Here is a 21,997-nt window from a genome sequence, read left to right on the forward strand (position 1 = left end):
GTGAACACTAGTCAGCGGACCGGACCCGGCGTTAGGACTCTTTTGCGCGTCGCTAGGACTCAGTTTCCGCGTGCGAAGCGAGGCGCCTGGCCATGTCGAACGAGGCATCTGGCGTACTTATGGCGGAGTTTCATAACGGCAAATAGCCATCCTTGCGCCTGCTTAGCAGAATCCGTTCCTACTCATGCTGGCCGATTGCCAATACTGTCTGTAAGGACAAGCAGAAGAGCAGAGCTAGTGCAGATGTCTAACTCTCCGCAGGGACCGTATCTTCTCTGGGTCGACCTGACCCACGACCGCAGTACCGAGGCGCTGATGAGCCAGTTCAGCGGGTTCAGCGAATGCCGCCTGGTACAGGGACACAGCCTCGCCGATAGCGCGCGGGGCCGACGGATCGACATGATCTGCATGCATTTCGATCATCCGGATGCGCTCGGCCTGAATCAGCTGCAGCAGGTCAAGCGGAGCACGCCGTCGATCCCGATCACCATGTTCACCGTCCAGCACTCCGAGGAGCTGGCCGTATGGGCGATGCGCTCGCAGGTCTGGGAATACCTCACGCTGCCGCTGTCGCCGAGCGAGTTGCAGCGCTACCGGCAGGCGCTGCAGCGGCTTTGCGAACTGCGCCAGAGCAGCGGAGGCGCCAGGACCGTGCTGAGCGAGCATTACCCGGACGTGCCCCCCAGTATCCGGATGACGGTCCAGCATCAGAAGCACCAGCTGCTCGGCCGCGCCCTTCAGCACATCGACCGGCATTTCTGCGAAAACCTCGACCAGAAGGAACTCGCGCAGCTCTGCGGCATGACACCCTCGCGCTTCAGCCGCCTGTTCAAGGACGTGTACGGCGTTTGCTACCTGGAGTACATGCTCGGCAAGCGCATGGAATTCGCCAAGGACCGCCTCGACAACAGCCAGATGCCCATCACCACCATCGGCTACGAAGCGGGTTTTCGCGATCCCTCGTACTTCGCCCGGGTGTTCAAGCAGTTCTCCGGCCTCACGCCCAGCGAATACCGCAGTCGCACACAGGCAAGCGCTACCGCAGTACGCGAACTGGCCGATGCCCAGCCACAGGAACTGGTCATCGACTACAACGTCGGCACCTGATCCGGACTCTTTCCGAGAGATTCGAGCAGGAGGCAGTTTCACAACCACCGTAGCTGCAGTCCGAGAATAAAGAATCGAAGATCGGCGTGAACTGTTGCCGCAGTGCTTGTGGACCAGGCGATCCAGGGGAGTGTATTTAAGCTCCCGCCATGCCCCTCATGAGGGTTCCCGAGGCGTTACACAGGCTAGTTGCGCAGGGGTTTGCAGTATGTGCAGTCCTGGGCGGTTATCATTCGGCCACCCGTCGACTCTCACCAAGGAATGGCATGATCCCGGCTGCACGACTTGGCGATATGCACGTTTGCCCGATCCCCGGCCACGGCACCTCGCCCATCACTTCCGCTTCTCCCGATACGCAGATCAACTTCCTGGGTGCCGCGCGCGTTGGCGACGTCTGCGGCTGTGGCGCCGTCATTACCACGGGCTTTCCGTCCATCATCATCGACTACCGGCCCTTGGCGTATCTGGGCAGCCCGACCAGCATGGCGGCAGCATCGTTTCGGGCAGCCCCGACACCTTCGGTGGCTTCCAGTTCGGCGGCACGGCAACTCAGGCCATCGTGGACTTTGCCAAGCTCGGTGCCATCCGCCCGGATGGCGCGGTGGACGATCAGCTCATGGCGGAGCTGCTGGCCGATCCGCAACTGGAACAGCGTGCCTTGCTGTCCGGCGCTCTGGTGCAACCGGGGAGCTCCGCCCCAACAGCCGCCAAGAAACCGCTGACGCCCGAGCTGATCGCCGTTGCCGGCAGCCAGCACGACAAAGGCTCGGGCAACAAGATGATGTTCATCGGCCAGGCCGTGCGTGAATTGGCCGAATTCAAACGCAGCAAGCCCGCCCTGGCGCGGACACTGGTGGTGTTTACCCCGTCATACACCGATGCGATGCTCAGTGCTGCCCGCAGTTCTGCGAAGGCTTATGGCGCAGAGCTTGTCTCCGTGACGAACGCCAATGAGCTGATTGACTACCTGAATAAGGGCAAGGACCGCCAACAGTCGCCCATCGAGCACCTGTCGCTGTTCAGCCATGGCGTACCACATCGGATCGCCTTCGGTTATCAGCTCGCCGGGGACTTTCAGATGTCCCTCGACGTACTGAGCTACAACAAGATTTCACCTCTGGCGTTCTCCAGCACGGCGCGGATCGACAGCTACGCCTGTCGGACCGGCATGGGCAACCGCTCGGACTTCCCCATCGAGGACGGCATCCAGTTCTTCCCACAAACCAACGAGAGCCTGGCGCAGTTGCTAGCCGATCACTTGCAGACCAAGGTGCGCGCCTTCGTTCGCCGGTCGGACTACAAGAACACCTGGGCTCATTCGAGGAGCGCCAGTTGGGCAAGCTATGCGGGATCAGCGATGACGCGGCGCCTGGGGAAGAATGGTGTAGGAAATGGCGTGCGCTGGCCAAGGAGCGAGAGAGCAATAACAACATGCTTGATTTCACCTACCAGACCATGGGCGCCATAAATCCCGTGATCTCAGGCGAAACACCCCTTGGCGTACCGGGAGGCCACTTTGAGTTTCTACCGAAGTAAGACCTTCTGGATCGCAACAGCCATTCTCTCTCCGCTACTGCTGGTAGCCAGCTACTACGGGTTCAAGATGATGACGAGCGTATACAAGACGGACATGGGCAACGGCGTAGTGATCTATGCCGACGATTATGTAAAGACCGGGCTCTGGGTTTTCCACTGCGGCCGCACACGCCTCATCAGCCGCAAGCCACTACCCGTACCGGTGGCGGCGCTGGAACGAGCCAATAAGCTCACTATTCGCGATATGTATGCCTTGAGTGACGCGGATGAACAACTTGCGAAAGCGGCCATCCGAGCCATCACGGCGATGCCCGACTGGTACAAGAACCTGAGTTATTACAGCTCCTTTCTTGGCGAGAACAGTGACCTCAATAGCCACGTCTTTGACTTACTGGCCAAGCATGAAGGGAGGCAGTGGATCTTGAAGGTTTGGCAGGAAATCGAGTACGACGGCGAGTCGAGTTTTGACATAACCGCCGAACCCTACGACCCCGAAACCTACGTGGACTACGCCAAGCGCTCCAGGCCGCCGCCAAGAGCTGCCCTGTTTCCCAGTAAAGGATCATGGCGCCGGCTGTTCTACCTGACCGGCGGCCACCTAAGCTCAGAGATCATCATCAGGGTTGTGCAACGACTGCAGCTTGCCTCAGGCGCCCTCTTCCGGCACCGCGAACGGGTACAGTCCGAGCACGTTGATGTACTGTTTTTTACATGGCCGGCCAAGCCGGCACCGTCATGCCATTGGCGCCCGGCGCTCCCTTGTTGTTGCTGACTACGCGCTGATACGCACACGCCTCCGGCTAACACTTTGCCTTGCCGAGTGTGTCGAGGATTTTCACCTCCAAATCGCCTGCTTCACCACCACGGCAAACCCGACGGCGCCAGTCACGGCGCTATACGCCACCTCTGGCGCACACAAAAAAGGCCGGCGATTAGCCGGCCTTCTCTTGTCGCCCCCCGATCAGCGCTTGGCGACCAGGTCCTTCGGTAGCTTGAAGGTCCAGACCATGCCGCCCTGGTTGAATTCCTTCACGCGCTTGGCGACTTCGCCGCCCCACAGCGGCACCGCGCCACCCCAGCCGGACAGCACGGAGACGTACTGTTCGCCATCCATTTCCCAGGTGACCGGGGAGCCGATCACGCCGGAGCCGGTGTTGAACTCATAGAGTTTCTTGCCGGTCTTGGCATCGAAGGCCATCAGGTAGCCCTCGGGGTTGCCGGTGAATACCAGGTTGCCCTTGGTGGCCAGTACCCCGCCCCACAGCGGCGCGTAGTTCTTGTAGCGCCAGACTTCCTTGCCGGTCTTCGGATCGATGGCGCGCAGCACGCCGATGTAGTCCTCGTTCAGCGGATGGATGGTGAAGCCGGCGCCGAGATAGGCCGCCCCCTTCTTGTAGGCGACACCTTCGTTCCAGATATCCATGCCCCATTCGTTGGACGGCACGTAGAACAGCCCGGTGTCCTGGCTGTAGGCCATCGGCATCCAGTTCTTGCCGCCGAGGAACGAAGGCGCGACGAATACCGACTTGCCCTTGTCCGCGCCACCCGGCGCGCCGGGACGGTTGGCCTCGTCGTAGAGCGGACGGCCGTCCTTGTCCAGGCCCTTGGCCCAGGTGATCTTGTCGACGAAGGGGAAGCCGCGGATGAACTTGCCGTTGGTGCGGTCGAGCACGTAGAAGAAACCGTTGCGGTCGGCCGTACCAGCGGCCTTGATGGTCTTGCCACCGTCCTGGTAGTCGAAGGAAATCAGCTCGTTGACACCATCGAAGTCCCAGCCGTCATGCGGGGTGGACTGGAAGTGCCACTTGATCGAGCCGTCGTCCGGGTCGAGGGCCAGGCGCGAAGAGGAGTACAGGTTGTCCCCCGGGCGCAGGTGCGAGTTCCACGGCGACGGGTTGCCGGTGCCGAACAGCAGCGAATCGGTATCCGGGTCGTAGTAGCCGCCCAGCCAGGTCGCGGCGCCGCCGGTCTTCCACAGATCGCCCGGCCAGCTCTTGCCGGCTTCGCCGCCGGAAATACCGCTCTCGACCTTCTTGCCGTCCTTCCAGACGTAGCCCATGTGGCCCTCGACGGTCGGGCGGGTCCACAGCAGTTCGCCGTTCTTCGGATCGTAGGCCTCGATCTTGCCGACCACGCCGAACTCACCGCCGGATACGCCGGTGATCAGCTTGCCCTTCACCACCAACGGTGCGGCGGTCAGCGAATAGCCCGCCTTGTAGTCGGCCACGGTCTTCTTCCAGACCACCTTGCCGGTATCCTTGTTCAGCGCCACCAGCTTGGCGTCGAGGGTGCCGAAGATCACCAGGTCGCCGTACAGCGCCACACCGCGGTTGATCACGTCACAGCACGGCATGATGCCGTCGGGCAGGCGGGCGTCGTACTGCCACAGTTCCTTGCCGGTGCGGGCATCGATCGCGTAGACCCGCGAGTAGGAGCCGGTGATGTACATCACGCCGTCCTTGACCAGCGGCTGCGCTTCCTGGCCGCGCTGCTTCTCGCCACCCAGGGAGAAGCCCCAGACCGGCCGCAGCTGGCTGACGTTGTTGGCATTCAGCTTGTCCAGCGGGCTGTAGCGCTGGCCTTGCAGGCCCAGGCCGTTGGTGACGATCTGGTCGGTGGATTTGGCGTCGTTGAGGATTTCCTGGTCGGTGACGGCCCAGGCTGACAGGCTGGTCATCGCCACCGCGGCGCATAGCGCCGTCAGGGCGAAGGGCTTGCGAAGACCGGTGTGCTTCATTGCGGCTACCTCTGCGGGTTCATTGTTATGCCGGGAAATTTTCCCGGTCTGCTGCAGATTCTTGGTTCGCCCCGCCCCTGCAACAATTGCCCGCAGTGTCGATTTTCCTCCTCCCTTGGTAGCAATACCCCGCCCGAAGCCACGGCTGGCGCGGGTTTGCGCAAATATGCGAGGCCGGACCGGCACCGAAGTCGCAGCCGATCGGCCGGAAAAGACAATTCCATCGGCCGCCCACGAATCCGTACAACGAAGGCTCCCTGCTCTCAAGGATACGAGCCATGTTCCGAACCGTTCTGGTTGCCGTGCTGTATGTCTGCGCCCTGCCCGCCCTGCAGGCGGCCGAGCCCATCCGCATCGGCCTCAACTATCCGAGCACCGGCAACTACAAATCCGAAGGGCTGGAGCTGCGCCGCGGTGCGCTGCTCGCCATCGATCAGCTCAATCAGCAAGGCGGCATCCTCGGCCGGCCATTGCAACTGGTCAGCCTCAACTCGGCGGCGCGGGCGCAGAAGGCACAGGCCAATGTCGAGCGCTTCGCCGATCAGGCGCGGCCATGATCCTCGGCGGAGCCAGCAGCGAGGAAGCCCTGGCCGCCGGCCAGCGCGCCCGCGAACTGGGCCTGCTGTACTTCCCGACCCTCGCCTACGCCAACGCAGTCACCGGGCACGAGGGCCATCGCCATCTGTTTCGCGAATCCAACAGCGCCTGGATGAGCGCCCGGGTACTGGGCGAATACCTGAGCTGGCACATGCCGAACCGGCGCTACCACTACATCAGCCTCGACGATGCCTGGGGCAGCAGCATGGAACAGGCGCTGCGCGAGGCGACCCGCAGCCGCGACCGCGCCCGCCACGGCTACTCGAAGATTCCCTCGCGCGGGGCGCGCCGCAGCGACTACCTGGGCGCGCTGCAGAAGGCCGCGGCCAGCGATGCGGACATGCTGGTGATCAGCCTGCTCGGCCAGGACCTGGTGCAGACCATGCGCCTGGCGCACTCGCTCGAGCTCGGCAAGCGCATGCAGATCATCGTGCCCAACCTCACCCAGAGCATCGTCGAACAGGCCGGGCCGCTGGTGATGGAGCACGTCATTGGCACCGAAGCCTGGACCTGGCGCGTGCCGCCCATGGAGAAGAGCGCCGAAGGCCAGGCCTTCGTCGACCGCTACATCGCCCTGCACCAGGCCTACCCCGGCAGCACCGCCGCCTCGGCCTACGGCATCGTCCGCCAATGGGCCGCCGCCGTGCAGCGGGCCGGCAGCCTGAACAGCGAGGCGGTGATCGGCGCCCTGGAGAACCATCGCTATAGCCTGCTCAAGGGCGAACAGTACTGGCGCGACTTCGACCACCAGAACGTGCAGAGCATCTACGCGGTGCGGGTAAGGAATCGCAGCGAGGTCATGCAGGACCGCTTCAAGCAGGACTACTTCACCATCATCCACCGCATGGACGGCGACGAAGCCGCGCCGAGCCTGGAGGACTGGCAGCAGGAACGCGGCGACCAGCTGGTACTGCAATGACCGCGCGCTGACGGCCGGAGCCCGGTCCCGTCAGCGCGCGCTGGACAGCTCCGGTTCCCGAGCGAGCTGGTCGATCTCCCAGCCGCCGCCCAGCGCCGCGATCAGCAGCACGCTGGCGGTCAGGCGGTCGCCGAGCAGGGTCAGGTTGGTGCGCTGGTTGTTCAACGCGGTGGTCTGCATGGTCGCCACGCTCAGGTAGTCGACGGTGCCGGCGCGGTACTGGTTCTCGATCAGCCGCAACGATTCCTGCGCCGACGCCAGCGCTTCGCGCTGCACCAGCGCCTCCTGTCCGAGCACCCGCAACTGCACCAGGTAATCCTCGACTTCGCGGAAGCTGTCGAGCACCGTCTGCCGGTAGCTGGCCACGGTCTGGTCGTAGCTGGCTTCGGCCTGCTCCAGTTCGGCACGGCGGCTGCCGAAGTCGAGCAGCGTCAGCGCCAGCTGCGGGCCCAGCGACCAGAAGCGGTTGGGCACGCTGAACAGGTCGCTGAAACTGCTGTTGCGGTAGCCGCCGGTGGCCGACAGCGTCAGGTCCGGGAACCAGGCGGCCTTGGCGACGCCGATGTTGGCGTTGGCCGCCATGACCAGGCGCTCGGCCGAGGCGATGTCCGGACGCCGCTCCAGCAACTGCGAAGGCAGCGCCAGCGGCACCTCGGGCAGCCGGGGAATGTCCTCGCGCACGGCGATGCCCAGCTCCGCTGGCGCGACGCCGATCAGCACGGCGATCGCGTGTTCCATCTGCGCGCGCTGCCACTCGAGGTCGATCGCCTGGGCCTGGGTGCTCTTGAGCTGGGTCTGCGCCTGGGTGACGTCGGACTTGGGCACGATCCCCGCCCGATACTGGTTCTCGGTCAGGCGCAGCGAGCGCGCATAGGCCTCGACGGTCTGGTCCAGCAGGCGCTGGTGTTCGTCGATCACCCGCAATTGCAGGTAGGTCTGCACCAGTTCCGCCTGCAGGCTCAGCCTGACCGCGGCGAGATCGGCGGCGCTGGCCTGCATGTTGGCCCGGTTGGCCTCCAGGTTGCGCCGCAGCCGACCCCAGATGTCCGCCTCCCAGGAAGCGCTGAGCCCGGCCTCGTAGCTCTCGCCGACGCCGCCGTTCAAACTGCTCGTACTGCTGCCCGAGCTGCCGCCGCCCTGCGCCGAGCGGGTGACGCCGGCACTGGAGGAGACGATCGGGAACAGCTGCGAACGCGCCCCGCGGACCAGCGCGCGGGCCTGGCGATACTGCGCCTCGGCGGCGGCCAGGTTCTGGTTGGAGACGTTCAACCGCGCCACCAGCGCATCCAGCTCGGCATCGCCATACAGCTGCCACCAGTCGCCGCGCTGCAGCATGTCGGCCGGCGCCGCGCTCTTCCAGCCTTCGGCCTGCTTGAATTCGGCGGCCGAGGGCAGCTCCGGCCGCTGGTAGTCGGGGCCGAGGGTACAGGCACCCAGCGACAGGGCGAGGACGGCGATGGCCAGTGGGCGCAGCGTGGCATTCGGAAGCAACGGGTTCATAGCGAATTTTCCAGGGCGGCATCGGTGCGCACACCGCGCCAGCTGTTGAAACGATGACGCAGGCGGTCCAGGTACAGGTAGACCACCGGCGTGGTGTAGAGGGTCAGGACCTGGCTCAGCAGCAGCCCGCCGATGATGGTCAGGCCCAGCGGCTGGCGCATCTCGGCGCCCTCCGCACCGCCGAGCAGCAGCGGCAGCGCACCGAGAATGGCGGCCATGGTGGTCATCAGGATCGGCCGGAAGCGCAGCAGGCAGGCGCGGCGGATCGATTCGGCCGGCGACAGCCGCTCGTTGCGCTCGAACTGCAGCGCCAGGTCGATCATCAGGATGGCGTTCTTCTTCACCACGCCGATCAGCAGGAACAGCCCGAGCAGCGAGATCAGGCTGAACTGGTCGCCGGTGAGGATGATCGCCAGCAAGGCGCCCACGCCCGCCGATGGCAGCGTCGAGAGAATGGTCAGCGGGTGGATGTAGCTCTCGTAGAGGATGCCCAGCACGATGTAGACCAGCAGCAAGGCGCCGAGAATCATCAGCGGTTGCCCCTGCTGGGTGTCGAGGAAGGCGCTGCCGGTGCCACCCAGGCGGCCCTGCACTGCGCTCGGCAGGCCGATGGCGGCGACCGCGCGCTCGATGGCGAGCGTCGCCTGGTCGAGGCTGACGCCGGGGGCCAGGTCGAAATCGATGTTCTCGGCGGCGAACTGGCCGTCGTGGCTGACCCGGTCCTCTTCCAGGCTGCGCTCGTAGTGGGCGAAGGCGGCCAGCGGCACGCGGCGGCCGTCTTCGGTGACGACATGGACCTGCTCGAGCACCTCGGGATACTGCGCGTAGCTCGGGTCGATCTCCATCACCACCTGGTACTGGTTGAGCGACTCGTAGATGGTGGAGATCTGCCGCTGGCTGAAGGCGTTGTTGAGCAGCGCCGTGACCGTGCTCATGTCGATGCCCAGCCGCTTGGCGGCATCGCGATCGACCTTCAGGGTGATCTGCTGGGCGCCCTCGCCATCGTTGGCATCGATGCTGGTCAACTCGGGCAGTGCCATCAGCGCCTGGTTGACCCGCGGCACCCAGGTGCGCAGGTCGGTCAGGTCGCTGGCCAACAGGGTGTAGGCATAGGCCGAGCTGCTCTGCCGACCGCCACCGAATTGCAGGTCCTGGTCGGCCATCAGGAACATGCGCCCACCGGGGACCTTGGGCTGGTTCCGGCGGATACGCTCGATGACCTTCTGCGCCGAGATGCCGCGCTCGCTCAACGGCTTGAGCCGCACGATCATGAAGGCATTGTTGATGCCGCCCTGCCCGCCGATGAAGCCGGCGACGCTCTCCACCGCCGGATCGGCCAGCACCGCCTTGCGGAAGATCTCCATCTTCGGCTGCATGACCTGGAAGGACATGCCGTCGTCGCCACGGATGAAGCCGGTGAGCTGGCCGGTATCCTGCTGCGGCAGGAAGGTCTTGGGGACCTGCACGTAGAGCACCACGTTCAGCGCGATGGTCGCCAGCAGGCTCAGCAGGGTGATGCGCCGGTGACGCAGGGCCCAGCTCAGCGAACGGTCGTAGTGGCGCAGCAGCCACTGGTGGGCCTCGTGGCTCCAGCGCTGCAGGCGGCCGTCCTTTTTCGGCTCGTGGGCCTTGAGCCAGCGCGCACAAAGCATCGGCGTCAAGGTCAGCGACACCAGCAGCGAGACCAGGATCGCCGCGGCCAGGGTGATGGAGAACTCGCGGAACAGCCGCTCGACGATGCCGCCCATGAACAGGATCGAGACGAACACCACCACCAGCGACAGGTTCATCGACAGCAAGGTGAAGCCGACCTCGCGCGTGCCGATATAGGCCGCGCGCAGCGGCGGCACGCCATCGTCGATATGCCGGGCGATGTTCTCCAGCACCACGATGGCGTCGTCCACCACCAGCCCGGCGGCGAGGATCAGCGCCATCAACGACAGCACGTTGAGCGAGAAACCGCACAGGTACATCACCGCGAAGGTGCCGACCAGCGACACCGGCACCGCCAGCGCCGGGATCAATGCCGTGCGCAGCCGGCCGAGGAACAGGAACACCAGCACGATGACCAGGGCCACGGCGATCAGCAGCGTGCGCTCGGCCTCGTGCAGCGTGGCGCGGATCACCGGCGAGCGGTCCATGGCGACGTTGAGCTCGACGCTGCCGGGCATGATCGCCTGCAGGGCCGGCAGTTCGCTGCGGATGCCCTCGATGGTTTCGATGATGTTGGCGCCGGCCTGGCGGTTGACGATCAACAGCACCGCCTGCTCGTTGTTGAAGAAGCCGCTGTTGTAGCGGTCTTCCACCGAGTCGCGGACCTTGGCGATATCGCCCAGGCGCAGCGTCGCGCCATCCTGGTAGCGGATGATCAGCGGCGTGTAGTCGGCGGCGTGGTGTAGCTGGTCGTTGGCGCGCACCTGCCAGTGCTGGTCGGCATCCTCGACCATGCCCTTGGGCCGGCGCACGTTGCCGTTGGCGATGGTCTGACGCACCTCGTCCAGCGATACGCCGTACTGCTCGAGCTGCTGCGGCTGCAGTTCGACCCGCACCGCCGGCAGCGAGCTGCCGCCGACCTGGATCTCGCCGACGCCGGGGACCTGCGAGAGCTTCTGCGCCAGGATGGTCGAGCCGAGGTCGTACAGCTCGGCCTTGTCGAGCACTTCGGAGGTCAGCGAGAGCACCATGATCGGCGCCTGCGAGGGGTTGATCTTGCGGTAGGTGGGCATGCTGCGCATGCCGCTGGGCAGCAGGTTGCGCGCGGCATTGATCGCCGCCTGCACGTCGCGCGCGGCGCCATTGATGTCACGCTCCAGGTCGAACTGGATGATGATCCGCGTCGAGCCCTGGCTGCTGCGGCTGGTCATCTGGCTGACCCCGGCGATGCTGCCGAGCGAGCGCTCCAGCGGCGTCGCCACGCTGGAGGCCATGATCTCCGGGCTCGCCCCCGGCAGGCTGGCCTGCACGGTGATCACCGGGAAATCCATGTTCGGCAAGGGCGATACCGGCAGCAGGCCGAAGCTGACCCCGCCGAGCAGCAGGATCGCCAGGCTCATCAGCATGGTCGCCACCGGGCGGGCGATGAAGGGGGCGGAAAGGTTCATGGATGCGCCCCAGAGGGGCGCTGGAAGCCGGCAGCCGGAAGCCGGAAGCTAAAAGCACGGCTCGTGGCAATACCTGCTGCCGACCGAACGGAGCGACCAGCCGTCTTGGCCAATATCGGGCGCTTTCCAGCATGCACGCATTGCTCTGCTTCCAGCTTCCAGCTTCCAGCTTCTGGCTGAACACTCATGCTTCAACCTCCCGCCCCACTTCGTCCCGCCGGGAGAAGCGATTGCCCAACCGATCGAAGAACAGATAGATCACCGGCGTGGTGAACAGCGTCAGCAACTGGCTGAGCAGCAACCCGCCGACCAGCACCAGGCCCAGCGGCTGGCGCAGTTCGGCACCGGAGCCGGACGCCAGCATCAGCGGGATGGCGCCGAACAACGCCGCCAGGGTGGTCATCAGGATCGGCCGGAAGCGCAGCAGCGCGGCGCGGTAGATGGCGTCCCGCGGGCTCATGCCCTGCTGCCGCTCGGCTTCCAGGGCGAAGTCGATCATCATGATCGCGTTCTTCTTGACGATGCCGATCAACAGGATGATGCCGATGATGGCGATCAGCCCGAGGTCGTTGCCGGTCAGCAGCAAGGCCAGCAGCGCGCCGACCGCCGCCGACGGCAAGGTGGAAAGAATGGTGACCGGGTGGATGTAGCTCTCGTAGAGCACGCCGAGCACGATGTACATGGTCACCACCGCGGCGAGGATCAGCAGCAGCGTGCTGGACAGCGAGGCGCGGAAAGCCTCGGCCGCACCCTGGAAGCGGGTCTGGATGCCGGCCGGCAGGCCGATCTGCTGCTCCACCGCCTCGATCACCTCCACCGCCTTGCCCAGCGACACGCCTTCGGCCAGGTTGAACGACAGGGTCACCGCCGGGAACTGGCCGATGTGGTTGATCAGCAGCGGCGCGTTGCGCTGTTCCAGCCGCGCCAGGCTCGACAGCCGCACCGGCGTGCCGCCCTCGCTCTGCACGAACAGTTGCTCCAGCGCCTGCGGACCGAGGCGGTTGCCCGCCTCGACCTCGAGCACCACGCGGTATTGGCTGGCCTGGGTGAAGATGGTCGAGATCTGCCGCTGGCCGAAGGCGTCGTAGAGCGCATCGGTGATGTCCGCGACCTGGATGCCCAGGCGCGCGGCGGCGTCGCGGTCGATGTCCAGGTAGATCTGCAGGCCGCTGCTCTGCAGGTCGCTGGCGACGTCGGTGAGCTCCGGCCGCTCGCGCAGCGCCTCGACCAGCCGCGGCGTCCACTCCTGCAGCAGTTCGCTGTCCGGGGTTTCCAGGCTGAACTGGAACTGCGTGCGGCTGACCCGGTCCTCGATGGACAGGTCCTGCACCGGCTGCAGGTACAGCTCGATGCCCGGCAGCCTGGCCAGTTCCGGGCGCAGGCGGTCGATCACCTGGCTGGCGGTCAGGTCGCGCTCGCCATGGGGCTTGAGGTTGATCAGCAGGCGGCCGCTGTTGAGGGTGACGTTGTCGCCATCCACGCCGATGTAGGACGACAGGCTCGCCACCGCCGGATCGGCCAGGATGACCCGGGCCAGTTCCTGCTGGCGCTCGCTCATGGCGCGGAACGAAATCGACTGCGGGGCCTCGCTGATGCCCTGGATCACGCCGGTGTCCTGCACCGGGAAGAAGCCCTTGGGCACCGCCAGGTAGAGCACGACGGTGAGCCCCAGGGTCGCGACGGCGACGAGCAGGGTCAGCGTCTGGTGCCCGAGCACCCAGCTCAGCCAGCGCGAATAGCCGGCGATCAGCCGCTCGACCCAGTCCGGCTTGGCCTCGGCCGCGGTTTGCGCCTTGAGCAGCTTGGCGCACATCATCGGCGTCAGCGTCAGCGACACCACCAGCGAAATCAGGATGGCCACCGCCAGGGTGATGGCGAACTCGCGGAACAGCCGGCCGACCACATCCTGCATGAACAGCAGCGGGATCAGCACGGCGATCAGCGAGAAGGTCAGCGAGATCAGGGTGAAGCCGATCTGCCTGGCGCCCTTGAGCGCGGCGTTCAGCGGCGTTTCGCCCTCCTCCAGGTGCCGCGCGATGTTTTCCAGCATGACGATGGCGTCGTCCACCACGAAGCCGGTGGCGATGGTCAGCGCCATCAGCGACAGGTTGTTCAGCGAGAAGCCGCACAGGTACATCACTGCGAAGGTGCCCACCAGCGACAGCGGCACGGCGATGGACGGAATGATGGTGGCCGAAAGCTTCTTGAGGAACACGAAGGTGACCATCACCACCAGGAAGGTGGCCAGCATCAGCTCGTGCTGCACGTCGGTCACCGCGGCGCGGATGGTCTGGGTGCGGTCGGTGAGCACCACCACGTCGAGCCCCGCCGGCATGCTGGCGGTCACCTCCGGCAGCAGCGCCTGGATGCGTTCGACCACCTCGATGACGTTGGCGCCGGGCTGGCGCTGGATGTTCAGCAGCACCGCCTGGCTCTGGTTGGCCCAGGCGGCGAGGCGTTCGTTCTCGGCGCCGTCGACGATCTCGGCGACATCCTTCAGGCGCAGTGCGGCACCGTCCTGGTAGGTGAGGATCAGCTCGGCGTATTCCTCGGGCGTCTTCAGCTGGTCGTTGGCATCGAGCATGGAGACGCGAGTCGGGCCGTCGAAGTTGCCCTTGGGCTGGTTGACGTTGGAGCTGGTGATCAGCGAGCGCACGTCGGACAACGACAGGCCGTAGGCGGCGAGCGCCTCGGGATTGGTGCGGATGCGCACCGCCGGGCGCTGGCCGCCGGCCAGGCTGACCATGCCGACGCCGCTGATCTGCGCCAGTTTCTGCGCCATGCGGGTGTCGACCAGATCGTGCAGCTGGGGCAGCGGCAGGCTGGCGGAGGTCACCGCCAGGGTCAGCACCGGCGTATCGGCCGGGTTGACCTTGTTGTACACCGGCGGCGCCGGCAGGTCGTTGGGCAGCAGGTTGTCCGCCGCATTGATCGCCGCCTGGACCTCCTGTTCGGCCACGTCCAGCGCGACCTCCAGGGAAAACCGCAGGGTGATGACCGAGGCCCCGCCGGAGCTGGTGGAGGACATCTGGGTGAGCCCCGGCATCTGCCCGAACTGGCGTTCCAGCGGCGCGGTGACCGCACTGGTCATGACCTCGGGGCTGGCGCCGGGATAGAGCGTCATCACCCGGATGGTCGGGTAATCCACCTGCGGCAGCGCGGCTACCGGCAGCATGCGGTAGGCGATGAGCCCGGCGAGGAGGATGGCGATCATGCTCAGCGTGGTCGCCACCGGCCGCAGGATGAACAGCCGGGAGATGTTCATCGCGCTTCGCGCTCCTCGGCCTCGCCGCCGCCGAGCACCGGGTTCTCCGCGGCCTGTTCGGCCATGCGGCGGCTGTCGACGACTTCGACCTCGGCGCCATCGCGCAAGCGGTCGGTGCCTTCCATCACCACCCGCTCGCCGACCTGCAAGCCTTCGAGCACCACGGTCGTCTCGCCATTGCTCGGCCCTGCTTCGAGCAGGCGCATCTCGACCTTGCCGTCATCGCCCACCACATAGGCGAAGGTGCCGCGCGAGCCGAACTGCAGCGCCGCGGAAGGAATCAGGATGGCGTCGCTGAGGGTCTGCACGCGCAAGCGTACGTTGACGAACTGATTGGGCAGCAGCAGTTCGGCCTCGTTGTCGAAGCGCGCCTTCAGCCGCAGGGTGCCGGTCGTCGCGTCGATCTGGTTGTCGACGCTTTCCAGCACGCCTTCGCCAAAGAGCAGCTTCTCGCCGCGGTCCCAGGCCTGCACGGCGAGTTCGTCGCCCTGCCGGTAGCGGGTCAGCACCGGCAGCAGGTCACCCTCGGGCAGGGTGAAGCTGATCGACATCGGCTGGGTCTGGGTGATCACCACCAGCGGCGTGGTGTCGTTGGCTGCGACCAGGTTGCCCAGGTCCAGCTGGCGCAGGCCCAGGCGGCCATCGATGGGCGAACGGATCTGGGTGAACTCGAGGTTCAGGCGCGCTTCGTTGACCGCGGCCTGGTTGGCCGCCAGGGTGCCCTGGTACTGGCTGACGAGCGCCTCCTGGGTATCCAGGGTCTGCTTGGCGATGCTGTCCTCGGCGTACAGCCCGCGATAGCGCTCCAGGTCGACCTGGGCGTTCCTCAACTGCGCACGATTCTGCTGCAGCGTGCCTTCGGCCTGCTGCAGGGCCACCTGGTACGGCCGCGGATCGATAACGGCCAACAGATCGCCGGCCTTGACCCGTTGCCCCTCCTCGAAACGCAACTCGACCAGCTCGCCGGCGACGCGGCTGCGCAGGCTGACCGTATTGAGCGGGGTAACGGTGCCGAGCGCCTTGTTGTAGACCTCGAACGCGCCCTGCTCGACCTGCGCCACGCGCACCGGCACCGGCCCGGTGAACGCGCCGAAACCCGGGCGGCCGCCGGGACGCTGCGGAGTCTGCGCGGCGCTCGGCCATAGCCACCAGATGAGCAGCGCGACGACCGCGACGGCAACGATGAGGAACAGCCAGCGAAGGCGGGAACGAGCGGGAGTGGAATGAGCCTCGGACATGAACAGGGTTCGCTTGGGAAGGAGCGTGAACCTTAAGCAGTTGCGAACCGCTCGCAAAGTGCCTTTACGGCATTTTTACGTATCAGCACTTATACGCAGCGCCACGCGACCGCTCCGGCCCGGAACCATGCACCACGCGCTCAGTCTATTCAACGTTCTGCTCGCCGCAGGGCAATGCATCCGCAGCAGGCTCCCCGGTCCTGCCAGCACGTCGAATCGGACGTTGTCGTGTCGTTAAAACCGGCCATCGCCCCGGTGGCCCACATAGGATCAAGGAATGAATGCATCGCTGGCCATCCTGGCGCTCACCGTAGCCAGTTTTCTCCTCGGTTTTCTTCGCGATCTGTTCATCGCCCGCGCCTTCGGCCTCAGTTGGGAAGCGGACCTCATCTTCGTCGCCCTGATCCTGCCGCTGTTCTTCGAGAACTTCCTCGGCCTGGCCCTGCGCGACGCCATGATCCCCTTCCTGCAGAAACTGCGCAGCCAGTCGCAGGCCCTGTTCGAGTCGGTGGCCCGCTGGCTGTACTGGCGCGTCATGTTGATGGGCGCCGCCACCTGCGCGCTGATCGTTCTTTCCAGCTACTGGGTCCTCAACGCACTGGCGCCGGGGTGGACGCCGGAGCAGGTGGCCGACGGCCAACTGGTGTTCTGCATCGGCGCCCTGCTCATCGCCGTGCAGGCCGCGCTGTATTGCCAGGGCGCGCTGCTGAACATGGACAACGTGTTCATCATGCCGATGACTCGCACCCTGCTGCTCAACGCCGGCGCGATCATCGGCATCCTGCTGTTCGAGCCCAGCGGGATGGTGATCTTCGCCGGCATGCTGCTGCCGCAGGTGGCGCTGATCGTCGTGCAGCATCGGCGCATCCGCTACCTGCGCGGGGAAGCGATGCCGCTGGAGAAAGGCCACGGCAGCCAGTTCGGGCTCGCCTTCGCCCCCGTGCTGCTGGCAGCTGGTGCCCAGCAGGCGTGCATCCTGGCCGAACGAATGTTCGCCTCGTTCCTCGAAGAAGGCAGCATCACCATGCTGTCCTTCGCGTTTCGTATCGTCACGATTCCGCTGACGCTGTACGCGATGTCCGTGCTGTCGGTGCTTTTCCCGCAGTTTTCCGCCAGTTGGAATGACGACGACCACCGCGGCCACGCCGCCGTGATCCGCAAGGGCCTGCTGGCCACCCTGCTGTTCCTGGTGCCGGCGACGGTGGTGCTCTGCTCCTCCCCCGTGGCGGTGGTCTCGGTGCTGCTGGAACGCGGCCAGTTCGGCCCCGCGCAAACCCAGGCCACCGCGTCGCTGATGGTCATCTATGCTCTGGGCTTGCCGGCGATGGGCCTCGCGCTGCTCTGGGGACGCGCCCTGCTCGCCCAACACCAGGCCCGTCTGTTCCTGATCGTCACCCTGATCAGCTCGGCGATGACCATCGGCCTCGATGCGGCGCTCTACCGGGTCTACGGTGCCGCGGGGCTGGCGATGGCCTTTTCCTGCGGCGCCGCGCTGCAGGCGCTGTTCATGGGGCTGTACGTCTATCGCGCCTCGCCCAAGGGGCTCGCCGTGGCCGTGCTGGCGCGCTGGCTGGCCACCGCCGCCTCGCTGGCCATAGCCCTGCACTACCTGCCCAAGCCGCAGGGGCTGCTGGAGCTGTGCCTGTACATCGGCCTGGTGCTGGTGGGGTTCGCCATCGGGGTGACGCTGCTCGGCGAGCGCGATCTGTTCAAGCCGCGCTACTGGTCGATGCGCAAGACCTGAGCATCCAAGTGCGCAGGAGCCGGCTTGCCGGCGAGCTCTTTCGCCGATAGCCCGCAAGCGGTCCTACGCAAAGCACGCAAGCGTAACGGGAACCCTGTCCGATCGGTGTTGGGCCGCTGTCGTCCGACAGCGGCCTTCCTGCTTTGGCCGGGCGAATGCGTTGTCGCCGCCCCGTCGTTGTGGCGACGGGCGCGGCGCGATTGGTGTGGCAGGAAGATGCTCAGCCGCCGAGGGCGAGCATCCCCATGGCGCTGGGAGGCGTCTGCCAGGCAGCGGGCGTGCCTTCGATCAAGCGCTTGCGCTGCGCCATGACGATGTCCAGCGCCCGGCTCGGGAGGATGTCGACGTCGTCGAAGGTGATCAACTGGCCGGGCTCCACGGCGCGCTTTAGAGCCGTCTTGCGCAGCAGGCCGATCGGCACGTGGTCGGGGTGCTGGGCGAGCTTGATCGCCTCGCCACGGAACTGGAAGCCACCGATGCCCCGCTCGATCAGCTCGCCCGCCTTCATCGCGCGCTTGGCGATGGCACCGACGCCAGAGTCGGTCGGTGGAGTTGTTGAGCAGCACGCCACCGCCGGCGAGGACCCGCCGCACCGTCTTGCCGACCTCCAGCGAGCAGAGGTGGAACGGCCGCAGCAGGGTGTAGAACGGGCCGCGGCCGAGCTTGAAGTATTCGATGGCACGCGCCTGGTTTTCGTCGTGCCGGCCCACCAGGAACACGCCACCGGCCGGATAGCCGGAGGGGATCACGTAGTCGACGATCGGCTGCCCTGCACGTTCGGCCATCATCGCCAGCAGGCTCGCGCTGTCGTCGAGGCTGGTCGAGGCCAGGCCTTCCATGCCCTGCCGGGTGATGGTGGCGCCCAGCCCGTTGCCGATGATCACCTGCTCGATCTGCACCTTGGTGCCGTCGGTGAACGAGGTGGTCTGGTCGACACTGATACCCTGGCGCTGGGCCCAGTAGGTCATGTCTTCCAGCGATGGGTCGTGGTTCAGGTAACCCTTCATGTTGCCGTAGACCAGCGGCTGGAAGCCCATCTGCAAGGCCTCCTCGCGCAGTGCCGCAAGAGAGCCCGGCTGGTCGCCTTCGGCCTCGGTGATGAAGCCCCTGCCCGCGAGGTAGGAACCCGTGGTCACTTGCAGTTCGGCATTGACCGTCACCACCGGCAACCCGGCCTCGAAGGCGCGCTCGATGACCGAGGTACCGTGAAAGACATCGCCGCTGCACTCGACGATCAGGTCCGAATTGTCGATGAGCTCATCGAGCGAGTTGGTGAGTGCGTCGGCCAGGGGAAAGTCGGCGAGGGATGTGAGCGGACGGCGGGTCAGCACGCGGGAAATCTCCATGTCCCGATAGTGCTGCTTGATCAACCTCACGAAACCGTGAGCGATCATTCCCGTCCCCGAAACACCAATTTTCTTGATCTGTGAAGTAGGCATAACTGAATCCGTTCAATGGGCATCAGCTTTATGACAGCAACGGGGCCAAAAAATTTTTTTACAAAATATCTTTTGCCATCGCTTGCCGGCTTCTGCTCACCCTGTCCAGCGTGGGGGGCGGCATGGCTGAAGCTAGTGCCCGCGCCGGCGTTGTGCTAATTGAGAGCGACAAGCGGTGCGCAGCCTTCCGGTGGTTTCCCGCCGTCAGAAACGAAACGGCGAGCGCCCTCAAGAGCGCTCGCCGTAATGCCTACTTCCTATGCGAATCAAGCCAGCGAAGCGATAGCCGCCTCGTAGTTCGGCTAGGTACCGATTTCGCCGACCAGCTCGCTATAGAGCACACGATCCTGCTCGTCGAGAACGACCACCGCGCGGGCTGCGACGCCCGCCAGCGGGCCACTGGCGATCGCCACGCCGTAATCGTCGAGGAATTGTGTACCGCGCATGGTGGACAGGCTGACGACGTTTTCCAGACCTTCGGCGCCGCAGAAGCGTTTCTGCGCGAAGGGCAGGTCGGCGGAGATGCACAGCACGACGGTATTGCTCAGCCCGCTCGCCTGGGCATTGAACTTGCGCACAGAGGTCGCGCAGATCGGCGTATCGACGCTCGGGAAGATGTTCAGCACCTTGCGCTTGCCGGCGAAGGCCGACAGCTCCACATCGGCAAGGTCAGTGCCGACCAGGCGGAACGCCCTGGCCTGGTCGCCGGCCTGGGGAAAGTCGCCGGCGACCTGGATCGGGGCGCCGCGCAGAGTCACTTCAGTCATGTTTTCGCTCCTCGATATGGATGTAAAAAGGCCGTGGAGGCATTTGCCCCCACGGCCTGCAGGAAGGCAGTCCGAGTGTAGCTGCCGATACGCACGTCAGCCGCGTGCGAAGTATTCCCTGGTCAGCTTGACCACTACCGGGCTCAGCAGCAGCAGCGAGATCAGGTTGGGAATCGCCATCAGGCCGTTGAGGGTGTCGGCCAGCAACCAGGCGAAATCCAGCTGGGCGATGGCACCGAACGGCACCGCGATGACCCAGATCAGGCGGAACGGCCAGATGGCCTTGGTACCGACGAGAAACTCCCAGCACTTTTCACCGAAGTAGCTCCAGCCGAGGATGGTGGTGAAAGCGAAAACCACCAGCGCAACGGTCAGGATCGCCCCGCCGATGCCCGGCATGGCCGACTCGAAGGCCGCCGCGGACAGTGCCGCGCCGCTCTCGCCGCTGGTCCAGACGCCGGTGCAGATGATCGCCAGGCCGGTCATCGAGCAGACGATGATGGTATCGATGAACGTACCCAGCATGCCGATCATGCCCGAGCGCACCGAGCTGGTGGTGGTCCCGGCTGCCTGGGCGATACCGGCGGTACCCAGGCCCGCCTCGTTGGAGAAGATGCCGCGCGCCACACCGAAACGGATCGCCGCCATCACCGCCGCGCCGGCAAAGCCGCCGGTGGCCGCAATCGGCGTGAAGGCATGGGTGAAGATCAGGCCGAAGGCGGCGGGAATCGCCTCGGCGTTCACCACCAGCACCACCACCGCAGCGATCAGGTAGGCCAGGCACATGAACGGCACCAGCGACGCCGCGACCACGCCGATACGGCGGATACCGCCGAGGATCACCAGGCCGACGATCACCATGGTGCCCAGGCCGGTCAGCCACAGCGGCACGGAAAAGGTGGTTTGCAGTGCATGGGCCATGCTGTTGACCTGCACCATGTTGCCAATGCCGAAGCCGGCGAAACCGCCGAAGATGGCGAAGGCGGTGCCAAGCCAGATCCACTTCTTGCCCAGGCCGTTCTTGATCGCGTACATCGGTCCGCCGACGTGCTCGCCGCGGTCGTCCTTCTCGCGGTAGTGCACCGCCAGTACCACTTCGCAGTACTTGGTCGCCATGCCCACCAGCGCGGTACACCACATCCAGAACAGCGCCCCCGGGCCGCCGAGGAAGATCGCCGTGGCGACGCCGGCGATGTTGCCGGTACCGACGGTCGCCGCCAGGGACGTCATCAGCGCCTGGAACGGGCTGATTTCACCGGTTTCCGCATCCCCCTTGGCCCGGCCGCGCCACATCAGGGCGAAGCCGGTGCCGATGCGGGCCAGTGGCATGAATTTGAGCATGATCATGAGGATCAGGCCGGTCCCCAGGATCAGCACCAGCATGGGTGGGCCCCAGACGAGGGCATTGATGCTGTTGACCAGGTTGTTCAGGAATTCCATTCGAGCACCTTATTTTCTTATTGCGAGTCACGCTCGCGTTAGTGTCGCGCCACCATGGAGGTCGTTGAAAAACATGACGCTCGTGACGATGGTTTTTCAACGGCCTGGTAACGACGAGTTTCGAGCCATCGTCAAGGTAATGACGATGAACCTCAAAGCCACCACTGCAAGACTCATGCTAGAGCCTTGTAGCGGCATTCCGCACAGATCCGGAGAGCGGATGCTACCACTGCCCCGCCCCCTGGCGCGCGGGTCGATTGCGCCAGTTTCGGTGATCGGCGCGACGCTGGAAATCGACCGGACGATCAGGATTCCCGGCGCCACCGCTTCACCAGCCGCTGCCACACGAAAGCGAGCGTAGTCCAAGTTGGTGCGCGCGCCAGTCGGTGCCCGCTTCGAAACGGTGCGATGACCTCGAAAGCGCGCCGAGGAGGCACCTGGGCGGCGCGCCTGGAAGCCCTCATCCAAAAGGCAGCATGTACACACCAACTCCATAGGAGCCGGGGGCGCCGAGTCCTTGCCGGCGATCATCGGCGTTGCGCACGGATCGCCAGCAAGCTGGCTCCTACAGGTCCACGATGAGTTAGGGGCTGTTGACGTTTCATCG

Annotated in this window: 13 protein-coding genes and 2 pseudogenes; 7 read left to right on the forward strand and 8 right to left on the reverse strand. The window is 65.3% G+C overall.

The window, feature by feature from the left end:
* The first annotated feature begins 243 nt into the window (after positions 1–243).
* The 4 genes from BAY1663_RS09980 to BAY1663_RS09990 all read left to right on the forward strand — a co-directional run bounded on the left by BAY1663_RS09980 (position 244) and on the right by BAY1663_RS09990 (position 3,415).
* Entirely contained in the window at positions 244–1,107 is an 864-nt protein-coding gene (locus BAY1663_RS09980) for an AraC family transcriptional regulator (protein ID WP_037040101.1), read from the forward strand.
* Between the two features lie 293 nt (positions 1,108–1,400).
* Positions 1,401–1,829, forward strand: coding sequence for a PAAR domain-containing protein (locus BAY1663_RS25915; RefSeq protein ID WP_371257607.1), 429 nt, complete (start codon positions 1,401–1,403; stop codon positions 1,827–1,829).
* A complete protein-coding gene (locus BAY1663_RS09985) occupies positions 1,724–2,575 on the forward strand; it encodes a hypothetical protein (RefSeq protein WP_371257605.1) in 852 nt (283 codons plus the stop codon). Before BAY1663_RS25915 ends, BAY1663_RS09985 begins: the two co-directional genes overlap by 106 nt.
* Before the next feature lie 48 nt (positions 2,576–2,623).
* On the forward strand, positions 2,624–3,415 hold the full coding sequence (locus tag BAY1663_RS09990; RefSeq protein WP_128576194.1) for a hypothetical protein: 792 nt from the start codon (positions 2,624–2,626) through the stop codon (positions 3,413–3,415).
* Between the two features lie 189 nt (positions 3,416–3,604).
* On the opposite strand, the gene BAY1663_RS09995 is transcribed toward BAY1663_RS09990, so the two are convergent.
* Positions 3,605–5,380 (reverse strand): PQQ-dependent methanol/ethanol family dehydrogenase, encoded by a 1,776-nt coding sequence (locus BAY1663_RS09995; RefSeq protein ID WP_037040105.1) that lies wholly within the window; start codon positions 5,378–5,380, stop codon positions 3,605–3,607.
* A 278-nt stretch (positions 5,381–5,658) separates the two neighbouring features.
* Here BAY1663_RS09995 and BAY1663_RS10000 point away from each other — a divergent pair.
* Positions 5,659–6,896, forward strand: a pseudogene (locus tag BAY1663_RS10000) (ABC transporter substrate-binding protein).
* Positions 6,897–6,926: 30 nt separating this feature from the next.
* Here BAY1663_RS10000 and BAY1663_RS10005 read toward each other — a convergent pair.
* The 4 genes from BAY1663_RS10005 to BAY1663_RS10020 all read right to left on the reverse strand — a co-directional run bounded on the left by BAY1663_RS10005 (position 6,927) and on the right by BAY1663_RS10020 (position 16,000).
* Positions 6,927–8,396 (reverse strand): efflux transporter outer membrane subunit, encoded by a 1,470-nt coding sequence (locus tag BAY1663_RS10005; RefSeq protein ID WP_037040107.1) that lies wholly within the window; start codon positions 8,394–8,396, stop codon positions 6,927–6,929.
* Entirely contained in the window at positions 8,393–11,497 is a 3,105-nt protein-coding gene (locus tag BAY1663_RS10010; RefSeq protein ID WP_037040109.1) for an efflux RND transporter permease subunit, read from the reverse strand. Before BAY1663_RS10010 ends, BAY1663_RS10005 begins: the two co-directional genes overlap by 4 nt.
* Before the next feature lie 184 nt (positions 11,498–11,681).
* Positions 11,682–14,762 (reverse strand): MdtB/MuxB family multidrug efflux RND transporter permease subunit, encoded by a 3,081-nt coding sequence (locus tag BAY1663_RS10015; RefSeq protein ID WP_037040111.1) that lies wholly within the window; start codon positions 14,760–14,762, stop codon positions 11,682–11,684.
* Entirely contained in the window at positions 14,759–16,000 is a 1,242-nt protein-coding gene (locus BAY1663_RS10020; RefSeq protein WP_037040113.1) for an MdtA/MuxA family multidrug efflux RND transporter periplasmic adaptor subunit, read from the reverse strand. The genes BAY1663_RS10015 and BAY1663_RS10020 overlap by 4 nt, the downstream gene beginning before the upstream one ends.
* A gap of 277 nt (positions 16,001–16,277) precedes the next feature.
* Here BAY1663_RS10020 and murJ point away from each other — a divergent pair, with 277 nt between their 5' ends.
* A complete protein-coding gene (gene murJ / locus BAY1663_RS10025; RefSeq protein ID WP_037040114.1) occupies positions 16,278–17,744 on the forward strand; it encodes a murein biosynthesis integral membrane protein MurJ in 1,467 nt (488 codons plus the stop codon).
* 220 nt (positions 17,745–17,964) lie between these two features.
* On the opposite strand, the pseudogene BAY1663_RS10030 reads toward murJ, so the two are convergent.
* The 3 genes and pseudogenes from BAY1663_RS10030 to BAY1663_RS10040 form a co-directional block, all read right to left on the reverse strand.
* Positions 17,965–19,138: pseudogene (locus tag BAY1663_RS10030) on the reverse strand (NAD(P)-dependent oxidoreductase).
* 347 nt (positions 19,139–19,485) lie between these two features.
* Entirely contained in the window at positions 19,486–19,950 is a 465-nt protein-coding gene (gene tpx, locus BAY1663_RS10035; RefSeq protein WP_037040134.1) for a thiol peroxidase, read from the reverse strand.
* Positions 19,951–20,046: 96 nt separating this feature from the next.
* Positions 20,047–21,390, reverse strand: coding sequence for a sodium:alanine symporter family protein (locus BAY1663_RS10040; RefSeq protein ID WP_037040116.1), 1,344 nt, complete (start codon positions 21,388–21,390; stop codon positions 20,047–20,049).
* 64 nt (positions 21,391–21,454) lie between these two features.
* Between BAY1663_RS10040 and BAY1663_RS23610 the strand changes: the two genes are divergently transcribed.
* Positions 21,455–21,751, forward strand: a complete 297-nt coding sequence (locus BAY1663_RS23610; RefSeq protein WP_128576196.1) for a hypothetical protein — start codon at positions 21,455–21,457, stop codon at positions 21,749–21,751.
* Positions 21,752–21,997 lie beyond the last annotated feature (246 nt).

Origin of the sequence: Pseudomonas sp. BAY1663 (assembly GCF_000582595.1) — a bacterium.
In the GTDB taxonomy this organism is placed as follows: Bacteria; Pseudomonadota; Gammaproteobacteria; order Pseudomonadales; family Pseudomonadaceae; genus Stutzerimonas; species Stutzerimonas stutzeri_AF.

Excerpts from the sequence above, each read along its gene's own strand:
- BAY1663_RS10010 (WP_037040109.1), bottom strand. The coding sequence starts at position 11,497 with ATGAACCTTTCCGCCCCCTTCATCGCCCGCCCGGTGGCGACCATGCTG.
- BAY1663_RS10040 (WP_037040116.1), bottom strand. The coding sequence starts at position 21,390 with ATGGAATTCCTGAACAACCTGGTCAACAGCATCAATGCCCTCGTCTGG.
- BAY1663_RS10015 (WP_037040111.1), bottom strand. The coding sequence starts at position 14,762 with ATGAACATCTCCCGGCTGTTCATCCTGCGGCCGGTGGCGACCACGCTG.
- tpx (WP_037040134.1), bottom strand. The coding sequence starts at position 19,950 with ATGACTGAAGTGACTCTGCGCGGCGCCCCGATCCAGGTCGCCGGCGAC.
- BAY1663_RS10005 (WP_037040107.1), bottom strand. The coding sequence starts at position 8,396 with ATGAACCCGTTGCTTCCGAATGCCACGCTGCGCCCACTGGCCATCGCC.
- BAY1663_RS10020 (WP_037040113.1), bottom strand. The coding sequence starts at position 16,000 with ATGTCCGAGGCTCATTCCACTCCCGCTCGTTCCCGCCTTCGCTGGCTG.
- murJ (WP_037040114.1), top strand. The coding sequence starts at position 16,278 with ATGAATGCATCGCTGGCCATCCTGGCGCTCACCGTAGCCAGTTTTCTC.
- BAY1663_RS25915 (WP_371257607.1), top strand. The coding sequence starts at position 1,401 with ATGCACGTTTGCCCGATCCCCGGCCACGGCACCTCGCCCATCACTTCC.
- BAY1663_RS09995 (WP_037040105.1), bottom strand. The coding sequence starts at position 5,380 with ATGAAGCACACCGGTCTTCGCAAGCCCTTCGCCCTGACGGCGCTATGC.
- BAY1663_RS09985 (WP_371257605.1), top strand. The coding sequence starts at position 1,724 with ATGGCGGAGCTGCTGGCCGATCCGCAACTGGAACAGCGTGCCTTGCTG.
- BAY1663_RS09980 (WP_037040101.1), top strand. The coding sequence starts at position 244 with ATGTCTAACTCTCCGCAGGGACCGTATCTTCTCTGGGTCGACCTGACC.